Origin of the sequence: Dactylosporangium sp. CA-152071 (genome assembly GCF_050936335.1) — a bacterium.
Lineage (GTDB): Bacteria > Actinomycetota > Actinomycetes > Mycobacteriales > Micromonosporaceae > Dactylosporangium > Dactylosporangium maewongense.
In genome coordinates this window covers 39,186-56,719 of record NZ_JBNJMZ010000002.1, presented here as the reverse complement: position 1 = coordinate 56,719, position 17,534 = coordinate 39,186, and the positions used below count along the sequence as shown (strand labels likewise).

Annotated in this window: 5 protein-coding genes (1 of these 5 only partly in view); all 5 read right to left on the bottom strand. The window is 74.2% G+C overall.

The window, feature by feature from the left end:
- Positions 1-8: 8 nt before the first annotated feature.
- On the bottom strand, positions 9-1,214 hold the full coding sequence (locus ACQEVZ_RS40385) for a cytochrome P450 (protein WP_433377380.1): 1,206 nt from the start codon (positions 1,212-1,214) through the stop codon (positions 9-11).
- Between the two features lie 31 nt (positions 1,215-1,245).
- Positions 1,246-2,280 (bottom strand): ParB N-terminal domain-containing protein, encoded by a 1,035-nt coding sequence (locus ACQEVZ_RS40380; protein WP_433377377.1) that lies wholly within the window; start codon positions 2,278-2,280, stop codon positions 1,246-1,248.
- Between the two features lie 326 nt (positions 2,281-2,606).
- Positions 2,607-2,903 carry a LysR family transcriptional regulator gene (locus tag ACQEVZ_RS40375; protein WP_360571740.1) on the bottom strand — a complete coding sequence of 99 codons (297 nt, stop codon included), beginning with the start codon at positions 2,901-2,903 and terminating at the stop codon, positions 2,607-2,609.
- A 191-nt stretch (positions 2,904-3,094) separates the two neighbouring features.
- On the bottom strand, positions 3,095-16,543 hold the full coding sequence (locus tag ACQEVZ_RS40370; protein WP_433377373.1) for an amino acid adenylation domain-containing protein: 13,449 nt from the start codon (positions 16,541-16,543) through the stop codon (positions 3,095-3,097).
- A protein-coding gene (locus ACQEVZ_RS40365; RefSeq protein ID WP_433377370.1) for a non-ribosomal peptide synthase/polyketide synthase crosses the window boundary here: on the bottom strand, positions 16,543-17,534 show its 3' portion. It continues 30,298 nt past the right edge of the window; only the last 992 of its 31,290 coding nucleotides appear in the window; its start codon lies beyond the right edge, outside the window; it ends in the stop codon at positions 16,543-16,545. Before ACQEVZ_RS40365 ends, ACQEVZ_RS40370 begins: the two co-directional genes overlap by 1 nt.

Genomic DNA, 17,534 nt, shown 5'->3' with positions numbered 1-17,534 from the left:
GGCGGCGATCAGGCCGGCGTGAGCTTCACCGGCAGCCGTTCCGGGCCGTTCACGACGATGGAGTCCAGCAGGACCGGGTCGCCGTCGAACTCGACGCCGATGTTGCGGTCGAGCAGTTCCTCGTACAGGAACCGGATCTCGACCCGGGCAAGGACGCTGCCGACGCAGAAGTGCTCGCCGAAGCCCAGAGACAGGTGCCGGTTCGGCTGGCGGCCCACGTCGAAGCGGTCCGGGTCGGCGAAGACCTCCTCGTCGCGGTTCGCCGAGGGCAGCCACAGCGTCACCGGGTCGCCGGCCTCGATCCGCCGGCCGCGGAGCTCCACCGGCCGGGTCGCGGTGCGCAGGATGTGCGTCGGCGTGGACGTCCAGCGCAGCACCTCCTCGACCGCGGACGGCATGAGCGACCGGTCGGCGGCGACGCGACGCCACTCGTCCGGGTGCTCCAGGAAAGCGAGCATGCCGCCGGCCGCGGCGATGCGGGTGTTCTCGGCGCCGCCGACGAACAGGTTGTCGCAGTTGAGCAGGATCTCGCCCTGCGTCAGCGGTTTGCCGTCGATCTCGCCGGTCACCAGGACGCTCACGAGGTCCTCGCCCGGGTTCTTGCGCTTGGCCGTGGCGAGGCCCTCGAAGTAGCCCATGATGTCCAGGTGCGCGAACCGGCGGGTCATCGCGTCGTCGCCGCCGAACGCCTGGCGGCTCAGGGTGAACAGCCGCTCCCAGTCGGGCTCGGGAACGCCCATCATGCCGCAGATCATGTACAGCGGGATCCGCGCGGCGATGTCCTCGACGAAGTCGACCTGTCCGCGCCGGATCGCCAGCTCGACGACCTTGCCGGCGATCTCGCGCATCCGCGGCTCGATGCCTCGCACGGCCCGGACGGCGAACCACTCGTCGACGAGGCCGCGCAGCTGCCGGTGCCGGGGCGGGTCGGTGAGGGCGAGGGTCTGCCCGCCGCCCGGGTCCGCACCGTGACCGGCGGGGCGCAGCAGGATGCCCCCGGCCGAGCTGAACGTCTCGGCGTCACGGAAGACGGCCTTGATGTCGTCGTAGCGGGTCAGCGCCCAGAACGACGGATACTCCGTCGCCTCGTGCCGGTGCACGGGGTCGTTGGCGCGCAGCCACCGCCACTGGGCGAACGGGTCGCCGGCCCGGTAGAGGCCCGGGTCGACGAGGTTGATCCTGGGTGGCGTCGCGGTGTCCACGATGGCACTCATCTCTGTCGTGCGGCACCCTCAAGGGTCCGTCTCAGGCCATGTTTCGGGTGCGTTGTTCCAGGTCGTCGGCGACCCGCTGCCATTCGGTCGCGCACCGGCGGGCGACGTTGCTCAGCACGTAGGCCGCGTGCGGCGGCAGGCCGTCGCTGACCTCCTGCCACTCCTCGGGGACGAGCACCTTCGTCAGGACCCAGCGCAGCAGCCGGCGGCCGGAGTCGGTCAGCCGCAGCGACGGGTCGGCCTTCAGCCCGTGGACCAGCGCTTCGATGGCGATCAGGTCGCCGGGCACGCCGTCCCGGCCGGGACCGCCGCCGTGCCCCTCGCCCTGGCCGCCGCCCTGCCGGCGGACCCGGCTGGACGGCACCGGGCTCTCGCCGCGCTCGACCCGCTGGCGGACGTCGCGCACGGTCGCCGCGGAGAGTCCGACGCTGCGTGCGACGACCCGCAGCGACGCGTCGGGGTGCTTCTTGATGAAGTCCGCCGCCTTCAGGCGGCTGTCGGCGCTGTCCAGCGGCCGGACCCGCCCGTCGAGGCCGGTGCGGGCCTGCACCTCGCCGAGCTCGTCGATCTCGTCCCGCAGCCGGCGCCGCAGGTTTGCCACCGACCGGACGCCGAGCCCGGCGGAGGTCGCGATGGCCCGGTCCGACCAGGCCGGATGCATGATCATGATCCGTTCGGCGGCGGTGGTGCGGTCCGACAGCGACAGCGGCCGGCCGTGCGTCACGTTCGCCTTCACGCCGAGGACGAACGCCTCCTGCTCCGAACCGTCGAAGAACTGCACTTCGATGTGCTCGTCATTGCGCAGCTGGGCGGCCCGCAGCCGGTGCATGCCGTCGATGACCCGCATGCTCTGCCGGTGGACCAGGATCGGCGGGAGCTTGGTCTCCACGCCGGCCAGCATCTGGATGTGTTCGACGTCCTCGCCGTTGAGCCGTGGCGAGTCCGCCGGTTGTAACGAGTCGATGGGGACGAACTGGGTCGGGGACGCCCCGCCGACCAACAGGTCCAGATGTTTCCCACCGACGGATTCCGTGCCCCGCAGCGTTGGCCGCTCGAGTCTGGGCACTACATTGCTCGACTGTTCCAACATCACTCCCCCGCGTCCGCCCCCCTGTACTGGACGATGCGTCAGGAACGGTATCCACCGCATCCACGGCATTGCATGGCTACATCGACAAACCTGATGTTGGGTTGTGCGGGGTCGAACGGTCTGCTAACCACTCGAACGGGGTATCGACACACAGGGTCGCGACAGGTATACGCACCGCAACGGCCGGAATGCCCGCTCAACTGACGCAAGGGCACAGTTGAACACCCGTGAACAGAGAAAACCGCGGTGCGCAACCGTCAACTCGCACAGTTGCACACCGCGGTCGGTGAACGCCGCGGCGGCTACCTCTTCTTGTCGTTGCGCCGCCCACCGGCATGGCGGTCGACCGCGCCCGCGGTCTGCTTCATGCTCTCGATGAGCGCGAGCGCCGCCTGCGCCGTCGGCAGTAACACCTGCCCGGTCACGGTCAGTTTCGCCCCGGTGGAGTCCCGCGTGAACAGTGTCGCGCCGAGCGTGGTCTCCAACTGCCGGAGCTGATAGCTGAGTGCGGGCTGCGAATAGCCGAGCGCCTTGGCCGCGAGATCGATGCGGCCGGTCCGGGCGATAGAGGTGAAAGCTCGAAGTTCACGCTCATGCATCCAACGCCTCCCCGTTGCGGACGGCCTCCCACCCCGTGCAGAAGGCCGTCTACCGGGGCAACGATCGCGACATTTCAGTACGTTGTCAATGCCCGTCTCGTACTCCGAGGAAGTAAGCGGGCATTCGTTGCGTAACCGGCGCCGTCGATCAAGCCTGGCCAAAACCGACCTGGTGAGTGTATGCCGATACATCATCGACCGCCGATCCGTTCGCCGCCCTGGACGTATTCCTCGACGGCCGACCAGACCTCGCCGAGCCACCGCGGCTCGACCATCTGGCTGTGCCGGCAGTCGATCTCCGCCTCCCGGACCGCGCCGCTCACGTAGCGCTGCCAGTCCTGTGCCGACCGGGCGTCCGCCGGACGGTCCGCCCCAGCGACGAGCACCATCACGTCGCCCTCGAACCGGCCGTAGGTGTGCTCGGCGGAGATCCTCTGGTTGTTCAGGAAGCAGTGCGCGAAGTGCACGCAGTCCTCGTCGGACAGGCCGCCGAGCGGGCCCGCCATCCCGCGGACCCAGTCACGCAGCGCGAGCAGCTCGGCCTCCGGGTCCGGCGGCGCCGGCTCCTCGAGGTCCGTGGAACCTCCACCGGCCGCCTCGCCGTCCAGCGGCCCGTGCTCCGGCTCGGGGCGCGGCGGGTACACGTCGAGCAGGATCAACGCCGACACCTCTTCGCCGGCCGCCTGCAGCCGCACCGCGATCTCGTGGGCCACCCGCCCGCCGGACGACCAGCCCATCAGCCGGTACGGCCCGGCCGGCTGGACCGTCCGCAGCTGGTCGATGTAGTCCTGCGCCATCTCGCCCAGCGAGGCGGCGAACGGGGCGGCACCGTCCAGGCCGCGGGCCTGCAGCGCGTACAGGGGGATGTCGCGCGGCACGGCCCCCGCCATCGGCAGGTAGCACCAGCCGAGGCCGCCCGCCGGGTGCACGCAGAAGATCGCGGGCTGGTCGCCGTCCTCCCGGATCGGCATGAGGACCCCGAGCACGTCCCGCAGGGACGACAGGCCCGCGCGGCCCAGCAGGCCCTTCACCGTCGGGGCGGCGAAGATGTCCCGCACCGCGAACGACAGGCCCCGGTCCTTCAGCCGCGCCACCGCCCGGACCGCCAGCAGCGAGTGCCCGCCGAGCGCGAAGAAGTCGTCCTCGTCGCCGACGGTCTGCACGCCGAGCACCTCGGCGAACACCTCGCGGATGTGCCGCTCCAGCGCGGTCACCTGGATGTCGTCATCGACCGCGGCGGTCACCGGGCCGGGCACCGGCAGCGCCTTGCGGTCCAGCTTCCCGTTGGGCATCAGCGGCAGCACCGGCAGCGCCACCACGGCCGACGGCACCATGTAGGCGGGCAGGCGCTGCGCGGTGAACGCCCGCACCTGGCCCGGCAGGTCGTCCTCGCCGGGCTCCCCCGACGCAGCTGACGGAACGACGTAGGCGACGAGCCTCCGGTCGCCCGGGTCGTCCTCCCGCGCGATCACGGTCGCCTGCGCGACCCGCGGGTGGGCGGCGACCACCGCCTCGACCTCGCCGAGCTCGACCCGGAACCCGCGGATCTTCACCTGGTCGTCGGCGCGGCCGAGGAACGCGAGGTCCCCCTCGTTGCTCCACCGCACGACGTCGCCGGTGCGGTACATCCGCTGCCCGCCGCCACCGAACGGGCACGCGACGAACCGGCCGGCCGACAGCCCCGGGCGGCCGAGGTAGCCCCGGGCCAGGCCGTCCCCGGCGATGTACAGCTCGCCGCGCACGCCCGGCGCGACCGGGTCGAGCGCGTCGTCCAGGACGTACACCTGCGTGTTGGCGATGGGCCCGCCGATCGACGTCAGGTCCGCGGCGCCGGCGGTCGTGTGCCGCGCGGTGGACCAGACGGTGGTCTCCGTCGGCCCGTACAGGTTGGTCAGCGCCGGGGTCCGCTCCAGCAGCGTGCGCGCCAGGTCGTCCGGGAGCGCCTCGGCACCGACGTACACCCGGACCCCGGACCAGTCGACCCGGTCGTCGGCGTCGGCGACGAGGCCGCGCCACAGGCTCGGGGTGGCGTGCACGACCGTCGCCTCCCGGGACCGGATCAGCTCCCGCAGCGCCCACGGGTCGAGCACCTGCTCCTGCGAGGCGAGGATCATCGGCACCCCGCAGACGAGCGGCAGGTAGAACTCCAGCCCCGCCATGTCGCAGCCGACCGTGCTGACCGCGAGGAGCCGGTCGCCGGGCCCGAACGCGAACCGCTGCCGCATCGACTCCAGGAAGTTGACGACGGCCCGGTGCCCGACGAGGACGCCCTTCGGGCGGCCGGTGGAGCCTGAGGTGTAGATGACCCAGATCGGGTGCTCGGGCAGCAGGGCACCGCGCCGCTCACCCTCCTCGACCGGGGCGCCCGGCAGCGCGGCGAGCTCACCGGCGACGCCGGGCTCGTCGAGCAGCACGACCGGCACGATGTCGTGCCCGCCGACCCGCACCTCGAACTCCTCGAGCCGGTCGAGGAGGCCGCCGTCGCTGACGAGGCACACCGCGCCGGAGTCCGCGAGGACGAACGCGGTCCGCCCGGCCGGGTACGCCGGGTCGATCGGCAGGTACGCGGCACCCGCCTTGAGCACCGCGAGCAGCGCGACGAGCAGGTCGACGTCGCGTTCCAGGACGACCGCGACGATCGACTCCGGCCCGACGCCCCGGCCGATCAGCAGGCGGGCGAGGCGGTTGGCGCGGTCGTCGAGCTCCGCGTAGGTCACCTCCGTGTCGCCGCGGATGACGGCGACCGCCTGCGGAGTGCGGGCGGCCTGGGCCTCGAACATGCCGACGACCGTCGTGTCCGGCACGCCGGCGGCCGTGTCGTTCCAGGCGCCGAGGACCGTCGCGCGCTCGTCGCCAGACAGCACCTCGACCTCGCTGAGGCGCAGCAGCGGATCGGCGCTCACCGCGGCGAGCAGCCGGACCCAGCGCTCGACGATCCGCTGCGCCGTCGCCGTCTCGAACAGGTCGGTCGCGGCGACCAGCCCGCCGAACATGCCGGCCGGTGCGCCCGTGGCGTCGTAGAGCTCGCCGATGCTGCAGTCGAGGTCGAACTTCGCCGTCGCCGCGCCCTCCTGCGGCTCGGGTTCGGCCGCGGGCGGGCCGTCGCCCGCCGTGGCCGGGTCCTGCAGCAGCAGCATCACCTGGAAGAGCGGGTGCCGGGCCAAGGACCGGGCCGGGGCCAGCTCCTCCACGAGGCGCTCGAACGGCACGTCGGGGTGCTCGAACGCCGACAGCGCCGTCTCCCGCACCCGGGCGAGCAGCTCGGCGAAGGTCGGGTCGCCGGTGAGGTCCGTGCGCATCACGAACGTGTTGACGAAGTAGCCGACGAGGTTGTCGAGGGCTTCGTCGGTGCGGCCGGCGACCGCCGAACCGATCGGGACGTCCTGGCCCGCGCCGAGCTTCGACAGCAGCGCCGCCAGCGCCGCCTGGAGCAGCATGAACATGGTGACGCCCTGCTCGCGGGCGACGGCGAGGAGCCGGGCGTGCACGTCGGCGGGGACCTCGACCGCCGTGCGGGTGCCGCGGTGACCGATGACCGCCGGCCGGGGCCGGTCGAACGGCAGGGCCAGCTCCTCCGGCAGCCCGGCGAGGGCCTGCCGCCAGTGCGCGACCTGCCGCGAGATCAGGCTGTCCGGGTCCCGGTCGTCGCCGAGCAGCTGCCGTTGCCAGAGCGCGTAGTCGCCGTACTGCACGGGCAGCGGCGTCCACTGTGGAGCGACGCCGGCCCGCCGGGCGGTGTAGGCGACATCGACGTCGTTGCCGAGCGGGGTCCACGACCAGCCGTCACCGGCGATGTGGTGCACCACGACGACGAGGACGTTGGTGTCGGGCCCGGCGGTGCACAGCCACGCCCGGATCGGCACGTCGGTGGCCAGGTGGAACACGTGCTGGCGGGCCCGCTCGACGGCGGCCGGCAGCTCCTCCTCCGTCACCTCGACGACCTCGAGCTCCCACCGCAGGTCGGCGAGGTCGACGATGCGCTGGAACGGCTCGCCGTCCGCGGACGGGAACACCGTGCGCAGCACCTCGTGCCGGCCCAGCACGTCACGCAGTGCCGCGGCGAGCGCCGGCCGGTCGACGGGGCCGGGCATCCCGACCGCGACCGGAATGTTGTAGGTCGGGCTGGGGCCCTCCAGCTGGTCGATGATCCACAGGCGGCGCTGGCCGTAGGACAGCGGGATCCGGTCCGGGCGCGGCTGCGGGGTCAGCGCCGGCCGCGCGCCCCGTGCCGTCGAGAGCCGCGCGGCGAGGCCGGCCGGGGTCGGCGCCTCGAACAGGGCGCGGATGTCGACCTCGGTGCCGAGCAGCGTCCGGATCCGGCTGACCAGCCGCACGGCCAGCAGCGAGTGCCCGCCGAGGTCGAAGAAGTCGTCGTCGACGCCGGCTGAGTCCAGGCCGAGGATCTGCGCGAACGCCTGGCAGAGCAGCTCCTCGCGGGCGTCGGCCGGGCCCCGGCCGGTGCCGGCGGTGGTCGCGAACCCGGGCGCGGGCAGGGCCCGGCGGTCGAGCTTGCCGTTACCGGTCAGCGGCAGGGCGGCGAGGACCACCACGGCCGCCGGGACGAGATGGTCGGGCAGGCGGCCGGCCGCGTACTGCCGCACGGTGGCCGGCAGCGCCGGGTCCTTCAGGTCGTCCTCGTCGTCGGGCACGACGTAGGCGACGAGGCGACGTTCGCCTGCGGTGTCCTCGCGGGCGACGACGGCCGCCCGGGCCACCTGCCGGTGCGTGGTCAGCACCGCCTCGGTCTCGCCGGGTTCGATCCGGTAGCCGCGGATCTTCACCTGCTCGTCGACGCGGCCCAGGTACAGCAGGTGCCCGTCGGGGTTCCAGCGCACGACGTCGCCGGTGCGGTACAGCCGCTCGCCGGCGCCGAACGGGTCCGCGACGAACCGGCCCGCGGTCAGCCCGGCCCGCCCGACGTAGCCGCGGGCCAGCTGCGCGCCGGCGACGTACAGCTCGCCGGCGACGCCGGCCGGGACCGGGGTGAGGCGGTCGTCGAGGACGTAGACGCGGGTGTTGGCGACCGGCCGGCCGATCGGCGCCACCCCGTCGCGCACGGTGTGCTGGTCCAGCCGGGCGGTCAGCACGCCGATCGTGGTCTCGGTCGGCCCGTAGTGGTTGTGGACAGCCCGGTCCGTGGCGAGGAGGTCACGGATCAGGCCCGCCGGTGCCGCCTCGCCGCCGAGCACCACGCCGCGGCCGGGCAGGACGCCGGCGAGCCCGTCCGGCCCGGCGCCGAGCGCCGCCAGGTGCGACGGCACCACCTTCAGCGCGTCGACCCGTCGCGTGTCGAGGAACGCGGCCATCCCGGCCGGGTCGGTGACGACCGTCTCCGGCGCGACCACGAGCGTCCCGCCGGTGGCGAGCGCCCCGAACACGACGGTGTTGCCGAGGTCGGTGACCTGCCCCTGCAGCACGCCGTAGCGGCCCGGGCCGGCCAGCCCGACGCGGGACGGCACGTCGGCCACGTAGTTGGCCAGGGCGCCGTGGGTGATGCCGGCGCCCTTCGGGGTGCCGGTCGAGCCGGAGGTGTAGATGACGTAGGCCAGGTGGCCCGGCAGGACGCGGACGTCCAGGGGTTCGCCGGACGTCGCGACCAGCCGGGCGGCGATCCGCGGGTCGTCGAGCGCGACCGTGCGGATCCGGCCGGCCGGCAGCTCGTCGAGGAGGTCCTCGGTGCCGAGCACGACGGCGGCGCGGGCGTCGGCGAGCATGAACGACAGCCGGGCCGGCGGGTGGGTGGGGTCGAGCGGCAGGTAAGCGCCGCCGGCCTTCCACACGGCGAGGAGGGCCACGATCATGTCCAGCCCGCGCGGCAGGCACAGGCCGACCACGGACTCGGCGCCGACCCCCAGCCCGGTCAGGAACCTGGCGAGGCGGTTCGCCCGGCCCTCCAGCTCCGCGTAGGTGATCCCGGCCTCGTCGCTCACGATGGCGGCGGCGCCGGGGGTTCTGGCCGCCTGCGCGGCGATCATCGCCGGGACCGGCAGGTCCGGCAGCGCCGTGCGCGTGTCGTTCCACCGGACGAGAAGCCGGTGCCGCTCGTCGGCGGCGAGCACGTCGACGGCCGAGACCGGCAGGTCCGGGTCGGCGGTGACGGCGGCCAGGACCCGCGCCCACCGATCGGCGAACCCGGCGACGGTCGTGGCGTCGAACAGGTCGACGGAGCCGGTCAGTCCGCCGCGGATGCCGGCCGGCGACCCGTCCGGGTCGAAGACCTCACCGACGATGACGTCGATGTCGAACTTGGCCGCCGTCACCACCGGCGCCACCGTCTCCGGCCCGTCGGCCGGTTCACCCGCCGGGGCGGGTGCCGCGGTCGCCCACTGCGCCGCCACCTGCCCGGCGCTCACGCCCGCCAGGTCCAGCTCCGCGGCGGCGTTGTTCTGCATCGTCAGCAGCACCTGGAAGAGCGGGTGCCGGGCGAGGGAGCGCGACGGGGCGAGCTCCTCGACGAGCCGCTCGAACGGCACGTCCTGGTGCTCGAACCCGGCGAGGCTGGTCTCCCGCACCCGGGCGAGCAGCTCCGCGAACGTCGGGTCGCCGGACACGTCGGTGCGGATGACGAGCGTGTTGACGAAGGAGCCGACGAGGTCGTCGAGGGCTTCGTCGGTGCGCCCGGCGATCGCCGAACCGATCGGGATGTCGGTGCCGGCGCCGAGCTTGGCGACCGTCACGGCGAGCGCGGCCTGCAGCAGCATGAAGACCGTCACGCCCTGCTCGCGGGCGACGGCGCGGACGCGGGTGTGGACGCCGGCCGGGATGTGCACCGGCATGGTGTGCCCGAGATGCTGCGAGACCGCCGGGCGGGGCCGGTCCACCGGCAATGCCAGCTCCGCGGGGGCGCCGGCGAGCGCCTGCCGCCAGTAGGCGACCTGCCGGGCGATCAGGCTGTCCGGGTCCTCGTCGTCGCCGAGCAGGTCCCGCTGCCACAGCGTGTAGTCCGCGTACTGCACCGGCAGCGGCTGCCACACCGGCGCCCGGCCGTGCAGGCGGGCCGCGTACGCCGTGGACAGGTCGTCGGCGAGCGGTTTGGTGGACCAGCCGTCGCTGGCGATGTGGTGCACGACGACGACGAGGACCTGCTCGCCGGGGGCGGTGAACAGCCACGCCCGGATCGGGATCTCGGTGGCCAGGTCGAACGCGTGGTCCGCCGCCGCCGCGACCCCGGCGCGCAGCTCCTGTGCCGTCACGTCCGCGGCCTGCAACCGCCAGTCGAGGTCGGCGACGTCGACAATGCGCTGGAACGGCTGCCCGTCCTCGGTCGGGAAGACCGTGCGCAGCACCTCGTGCCGGCCGATCACGTCCCGCCACGCCGCGTCGAGGGCGGCGCGGTCGACGCTGCCGGACAGCCGCAGGACGACCGGCCGGTTGTAGGTGGCGCTGGGGCCTTCCAGCTGCCCGATGAACCACAGCCGCTGCTGCGTGAACGACAGCGGCAGCCGCGCCGGGCGCAGCGCCGGCTCCAGCGCGGGCCGGGCGACGCCGGCACCCGCGATCCGGGCCGCGAGGCCGGCCGGGGTCGGCGCCTCGAACAGGCTGCGCAGCGACACCTCGACGCCGAGTGTGGCCCGGATCCGGCTGACGAGCCGGACGGCGAGCAGCGAATGCCCGCCGAGGGCGAAGAAGTCGTCGTCGACGCCGACCCCGTCGACGCCGAGCACGTCGGCGAACGCCAGGCACAGCAGCTCCTCGCGGGCGTTCGCCGGGGCGCGCCCGGCCCCGGTCGTGAGGTCCGGCGCGGGCAGTGCCCCACGGTCCAGCTTGCCGTTGACCGACAGCGGCAGCTCGTCGAGGACCACGACCGCCGACGGCACCATGGCCTCTGGCAGCCGGCCGCGGGCGAACGCGCGCAGGCTCGCGCTGTCGGCGGTCCCGACGACGTACGCGACGAGGCGCCGGTCGCCGGCGGTGTCCTCCCGCGCGACGACGGCGGCCCGGACGACCAGCGGGTGCGCGGCGAGCACCGCCTCGACCTCGGCCGGCTCGACCCGGACCCCGCGGATCTTCACCTGGTCGTCGGCGCGGCCGAGGTACACCAGGTCGCCGCCGGCGTCGCGGCGCACCACGTCGCCGGTCCGGTACAGCCGCCCGCCGGTGTCGAACGGGTCGGCGACGAACCGTTCGGCGGTCAGCCCGGCCCGGCCGGCGTAGCCGCGGGCGAGCTGGGCGCCGGCGACGTACAGCTCGCCGGCGACCCCGACCGGGACCGGCGCGAGCCGCTCGTCGAGCACGAACGCCCGGGTGTTGGCGACCGGCCGGCCGATCGGGACGTCGGCGCCGCCGGCCGGGACCTCGCATCCGGCCTCGGTCGGCGCCTCCGCCGGGCCGTACAGGTTGAACAGCGCGACCCCGGGCAGCACAGCGAAGCTCCGGTCCCGCAGCCGCGCGGTGAGCGCCTCACCGGAGCACACGATCCGCCGCAGGACGGTGCACGCCGCGGCCTCCGGCAGCGCCAGGAACGCCTCCAGCATGGACGGGACGAAGTGGACGGTGTCGATGGAGCGCGCGCGGATCAGCTCGGCGACGTAGGACGGGTCGCGGTGGCCGCCGGGCCGGGCGACGACCGTGACCGCGCCCTGGACGAGCGGCAGGAACAGCTCCCACACCGAGACGTCGAACCCGGGCGGGGTCTTGTGCAGCAGCCGGTCCCCGGCGGCGAGGGGGATCTGGGTCCGCAGCCACGCCAGCCGGTTCACGATCCCGGCGTGGGTGACGACGACGCCCTTCGGCACGCCGGTCGACCCGGACGTGTACATGACGTACGCCGCCTGGTCCGGCAGCACTCTCCTGCTGATCGTGTCGCCGGCCGCGCCCGCCGGGTCGCGGACGTCGACGACCGGGACGCCCAGACCGGTCGCCGGTCCGCCGGTGATGACGCACGCGGCGCCCGCGTCGGCGAGCATGAACGCGATCCGCTCGGCCGGCAGCTCGGGGTCGACCGGCAGGTACGCGGCGCCGGCCTTCCACACGCCGAGCACCGCGGCGACGGTGTCGGCGCCACGGTCCAGGTGGACCGCGACCACCGACTCGGCGCCGACCCCGAGGGCGGTGAGCCGGTGGGCGATCCGGTCGGACCGGGCGGACAGCTCCCGGTAGGTGAGCACCGTGTCCTCGAACTCCACCGCCGGCGCGTCCGGCGTCAGGCTCGCCTGCGCGGCGAACAGGTCCGGCACGGTCCCTGACGGCACGTCGGCCGCGGTGTCGTTCCACTGGACCAGCACCCGGTCCAGTTCGGCCGCGTCGAGGACCGGCACGGCCGGCAGCGGGGTGCGCGGCGCGCCCGCCTCGAGGGCCGGCACCAGCCCTTCGATGGCGGTGAGCAGCATGCGGGCCACGGCGGCCGGGTCGATGGGGGCGACGGCGGCGACGACGAAGCCGAGCGCGTCGCCGTCGTCGTCGACCGACACCGTCAGCGGGTAGTTGGTGCGTTCCCGCGAGTACACGGGCCGGATCCCGGCGAATCCGCCCTCGTCCGTGTCACCGGTGGCGCCGGCGGCGTTGTGCCGGTAGTTGAGCAGGGTCGTGAACAGGGGCGCGTCCGCCGGGACGGCGCTGGACCGCTGGGCGAGGGCGAGCGGGGCGTGCTCGTGCTCGAGCAGCTCGGCGAGCTGCTGCCGCATGGCCGTGACGGCGTCGAGGACGTCGAGGTCGCCGGTGCGGACCCGCACCGGCAGGGTGTTCATGTACAGCCCGGGCACCCGGTCGGATCCGGCGCCGGCGTTCATCCGGCCGAACAGGACGGTGCCGAAGACGACGTCGTCGCGGCCGGAGACGGCGGCCAGGACCCGCGCCCACGCCACGTGCAGCACGGTCGCCGGGCTGGTCCGCAGGTCGCGGGCGGCCCGGCGCAGCCGCGCCACGAGCGCCGGCTCGACGGTCGTGCCGGTGCGGACCGCCGCCGCGCCGTCGCCGCGCACGTCGGTCACCCCGAACGCGGCGGTCGGCGCGTCGACGCCGGCCAGGAGCCGGCGGAAGAACTCCTCGTGGGTGCCGTCGGCGAGGCCGGCCCGGGTCTGTGCGACGAAGTCCCGGAACGGCAGCGGCTGCGGCAGGCTGCCGGCCCGGCCGGCGAGGACCGCGGCGATCTCGGCGAGGACGACCTCGAGGGCGGTGTGGTCCTGGACGAGGTGGTGGATACGCACCAGGCCCAGCCACGGCCCGCCGGTGACCTGCGCGGCGTGGACGTCGATGAGCGGCGCGCGGCCGAGGTCCATCGCCAGCCCGACCGCCGCCACGAGTTCCTCGGCGCCGGTCGTGCCGCCGACCTCGGTGACGGGCAGGGTCGCCGTCCGCCACACGACCTGCACCGGTTCCCGCAGCCCGGACCACACCACCGAGGTACGGAAGACGTCGTGCCGGTCGACGACCTGCTGCAGCGCGGCGGTGAACGCGTCGAGGCGGGCGTGGTCGGCGAACTCGAGGACGAACGGGGTCACGTACGCGTCCTGGCCGCCGTCGGCGAGGAGGTGATGGAAGAAGATGCCTTCCTGCAGCGGGGCGAGCGGGTAGACGTCGGCGATGCCGGCGGCGCCGTCCGGCACCGCGGTCACGACGGTGCGCACCTCGGCCTCGGTGAGGTCGGTCAGCGGCAGCATCTCCGGCGTGATCGCCCGCGCGTCCGCGGGGATCAGGTTGGGCGGGACCGCCACGGTGACGCCGCCGGCGGCCGCCGCGATCCCGGCCGGGGTCGGGGTCAGGAACAGTGCCCGCACCGACACCGCCATCCCGCGGGTCCGCAGCCGTTCGACGAGGCGTACGGCCAGCAGGGAGTGCCCGCCGAGGGCGAAGAAGTCGTCGTCGACGCCGACGGTCTCCAGGCCGAGCACGTCGGCGAACGCCTGGCAGATCAGCTCCTCGCGGACGTCGGCGGGTCCGCGGCCGGTGCCTGCGGCGGCGCCGAAGTCGGGGGCGGGCAGGGCCGCGCGGTCGAGCTTGCCGTTGGCGTTGAGCGGCAGCGCGTCCAGGACGATGACCGCGGCCGGGACCATGTAGTCGGGCAGCCGGGCGGCGGCGAGCCTGCGCAGCGCCACGCTGTCCGCGGTGCCGGCCACGTAGGCGACGAGCCGGTCGTCACGGGCGACGACGACGGCCTGCGTGATGTCGGCGTGCCCGGCGAGGACCGCCTCGATCTCGCCCGGCTCGACCCGGAACCCGCGGACCTTCACCTGCTGGTCGGTGCGGCCGAGGTAGACCAGGTCGCCGTCGGCGTCCCACCGGACCAGGTCGCCGGTGCGGTACAGCCGTCCGGGCCCGAACGGGTCCGCGACGAACCGTTCGGCGGTCAGCCCTGGCCGGTTCAGGTAGCCGCGCGCCACGCCCGTCCCGCCCAGGTACAGCTCACCGGCCATGCCGGGCGCGACGGGCTGCAGGCGGTCGTCGAGGACGTACACGCGGGCTCCGCCGATGGGGCGGCCGATCGGCGGCACGGGCCGGCTGACGCCGTCGTCGAACCACGCCGTGGCGTACACCGTCGCCTCGGTCGGGCCGTAGATGTTCGCCACCGCCGGCACCGCGGCACCGATGGTGCCGAGCACCGGGGCGGACAGGCCCTCGCCGGCGAGCACCACCATGTCCGCGGACACCGACCCGACGACCGGCATCAGCGCCGACGGCACGGCGCAGATCAGTGACACGTCGTCCACGTCCCCGTCCGCCAGGGCGAGGAGGTCGTCGACGATCCGGACGGATCCGCCGCTGCACAGCGGGCCGAACAGCTCGAACACCGACACGTCGAAGCTCAGCGACGTCGCGCCCAGCACCCGCTCGAACAGCCCACCACCGAACCGCTCCCCCGCCCACCGCACCAACGCCGCCGCCGAACGATGCTCGACCACCACACCCTTCGGCGTGCCGGTCGAGCCCGACGTGTAGATGACATAGGCCGGATGCGACGGCAGCAGCGCGGTGTCGAGGTCGGCGGCGTCGCCGCCGTCCACATCGGACAGCACGAGGGCCGCGCCCGCGTCAGCGACCATGAATGCGACCCGCTCGTCCGGCAGGTCCGGGTCGAGCGGCAGGTAAGCGCCGCCGGCCTTGAGAATGCCGAGCACGGCGACGAACAGGTCGATCCCGCGGCGCATCCGGACGCCGACGACCGTCTCCGGTCCGACGCCGGCGCCCCGCAAGCGGTTCGCGACACGGTTCGACCGCTCGTGCAGCTGCGCGTACGTGACCGACTCGGCGCCGCACAGCAGCGCCACCGCGTCCGGGGTCCGCGCGACCTGGGCCGCGAACAGCGCCGGCAGCGTGGTCTCCGGCGCGGTGAACCCGGTCGCGTTCCAGTCCACCAGGACCCGCCGCCGCTCCTCGGCGTCGAGCACGTCCACTTCGGACAGTCGCAGACCGGGGTCGGCGACGACGGCGCCGAGGACCCTGGCGAGCCGGGCCGCGACCGCCGCGACGGTGCGCGCGTCGAACAGCGCCGCGGCTCCGGTCACCGAGCCGACCACGCCGGCCGGGGTGCCGTCGGCGTGGAACGTCTCACCGACGCTGACGTCGAGGTCGAACTTCGCGACCGGGACACCGGGGCCCTGACCCGGCCGCGGGTCCGGCGTGTCGGGGACGGTCCCGGCGTCCTCGACGGTGAGCAGCACCTGGAACAGCGGCTGCCGGGCCAGCGAGCGGGCCGGGGCGAGCTCCTCGACGAGCCGCTCGAACGGCACGTCCTGGTGTTCGAACGCCCGCCAGCCGGTGTCCCGGACCTGGGCCAGGGTCTGCGCGAAGGTGGGGTCGCCGGTGAGGTCGGTCCGGATCACGAGCGTGTTGACGAAGAAGCCGATCAGGTCGTTGAGCGCGTCGTCGGTACGGCCGGCGACCGCGACCCCGATCGGGATGTCGGTGCCGGCGCCGAGCCTGGACAGCAGGACCGCGGTCGCGGACTGCAGCAGCATGAAGACGGTGACGTCGTGCTCGCGGGCGACGTCGATGAGCCGGGCGTGGACGGCGGCCGGGATCCGCACCTCGGCGGCGTGCCCGGCGTGGTCGGCGACGACGGCCCGGGGCCGGTCGAAGGGCAGCGCGAGCTCGTCCGGGACGCCGGCGAGCGCCTGCCGCCAGTACGCGACCTGCCGGTTGCCGAGGCTGCCCGGGTCGTCGTCGCTGCCGAGCAGCTCCCGCTGCCAGAGCGTGTAGTCGGCGTACTGGACCGGCAGCGGCGCCCACCGCGGGGCGTGGCCGCCGAGCCGGGCCTCGTAGGCGGTGGTCACGTCCCTGATCAGCGGTCCGCGGGACCAGCCGTCGCTGGCGATGTGGTGCACGACCAGGACGAGGACGCGCTCGTCCGGCCCGGCCTCGAACAGCGACGCCCGGATCGGTACCTCGGTCGCGAGGTCGAAGACGTGCCCGGCGGCCCGGTCGATCGCGGCGGGCAGGTCGCCGGGGGCGACCGTGTGGACGTGCAGCCGCCAGTCGAGGCCGTCGAGGCCGAGGACCTCCTGTTGCGGCTCGCCGCCCACGACCGGGAAGACGGTCCGCAGGACCTCGTGCCGCCCGATCACGTCCCGGATCGCGGCGCCGAGCGCGCCGGCGTCGATGTCACCGGGCAGCGGCAGCACGGTCGGGATGTTGTAGGTGGCGCTGGGGCCTTCGAGCCGGTCGATGAACCACAGGCGGCGCTGCGCGTAGGACAACGGGTACATCAGGATTCCTCCGTGGTTCGCATCGGCCGCAGCGCCGGCCGGGCTGGTGTGGTGTCCTCGAGCCGGGCGGCGAGCCGGGCGACGGTCGGTTCGTCGAGCAGCAGCCGCAGCGTCACCTCCACGCCGAGCAGCGAGCGGATGCGGCTGGTGAGCCGGACGGCGAGCAGCGAGTTGCCGCCGATGTCGAAGAAGTCGTCGTCGACGCCGACGTGGTCGACGCCGAGCACCTCGGCGAACGCCCGGCAGAGTGCCTCTTCGCGGGGGTTGGCGGGCGGCCGGCCGCCGCCGGTGGTCGCGGCGGCCTCCGGTGCGGGCAGCGCCCGCCGGTCGAGCTTGCCGTTGGTGGTCAGCGGCAGCGCGTCGAGGACGACCACGGCGGACGGCACCAGGTACTCCGGCAGCCGGGCCGCGACGTAGGCCCGCAGCGCGGTCGCGTCCGGCTCCTCGTCCTCGTCGGGCACGACGTAGGCGACGAGACGCCGGTCGCCGAGGACGTCCTCACGGGCGATGACGGCGGCCTGGGCGACCTCCGAGTGGCCGGCGATCACCGCTTCGATCTCGCCGGGTTCGATCCGGTACCCGCGGATCTTCACCTGCTCGTCGGCGCGGCCGAGGTAGACTAGGTTCCCGTCGGCGTTCCAGCGCACGACGTCGCCGGTGCGGTACAGGCGCTCACCGCCGCCGAGCGGGTCGGCGACGAACCGGCCCGCCGTCAGCCCGGCGCGGCCCACGTAGCCGCGGGCCAACTGCGCGCCGCCGATGTACAGCTCACCGGCCACCCCGACCGGCACCGGCCGCAGCCGCTCGTCCAGCACGTACAGGCGCGTGTTGGCGATCGGCCGCCCGATCGGCACCTGATCCGCCAGCTCCTGACCCGCCGTCACGCGGTACACGCAGCAGCCCACGACGGTCTCGGTCGGGCCGTACTCGTTCACGACGACCGAGCCGGGTGCCAGGTCCAGCCATTGCCGGACCGGTCCGGCGGTCAGCG

Bases quoted from the DNA above. Each gene is read 5' to 3' on its own strand.
- ACQEVZ_RS40370 (WP_433377373.1), bottom strand. From the start codon at position 16,543: ATGTACCCGTTGTCCTACGCGCAGCGCCGCCTGTGGTTCATCGACCGG.
- ACQEVZ_RS40385 (WP_433377380.1), bottom strand. From the start codon at position 1,214: ATGAGTGCCATCGTGGACACCGCGACGCCACCCAGGATCAACCTCGTC.
- ACQEVZ_RS40375 (WP_360571740.1), bottom strand. From the start codon at position 2,903: ATGCATGAGCGTGAACTTCGAGCTTTCACCTCTATCGCCCGGACCGGC.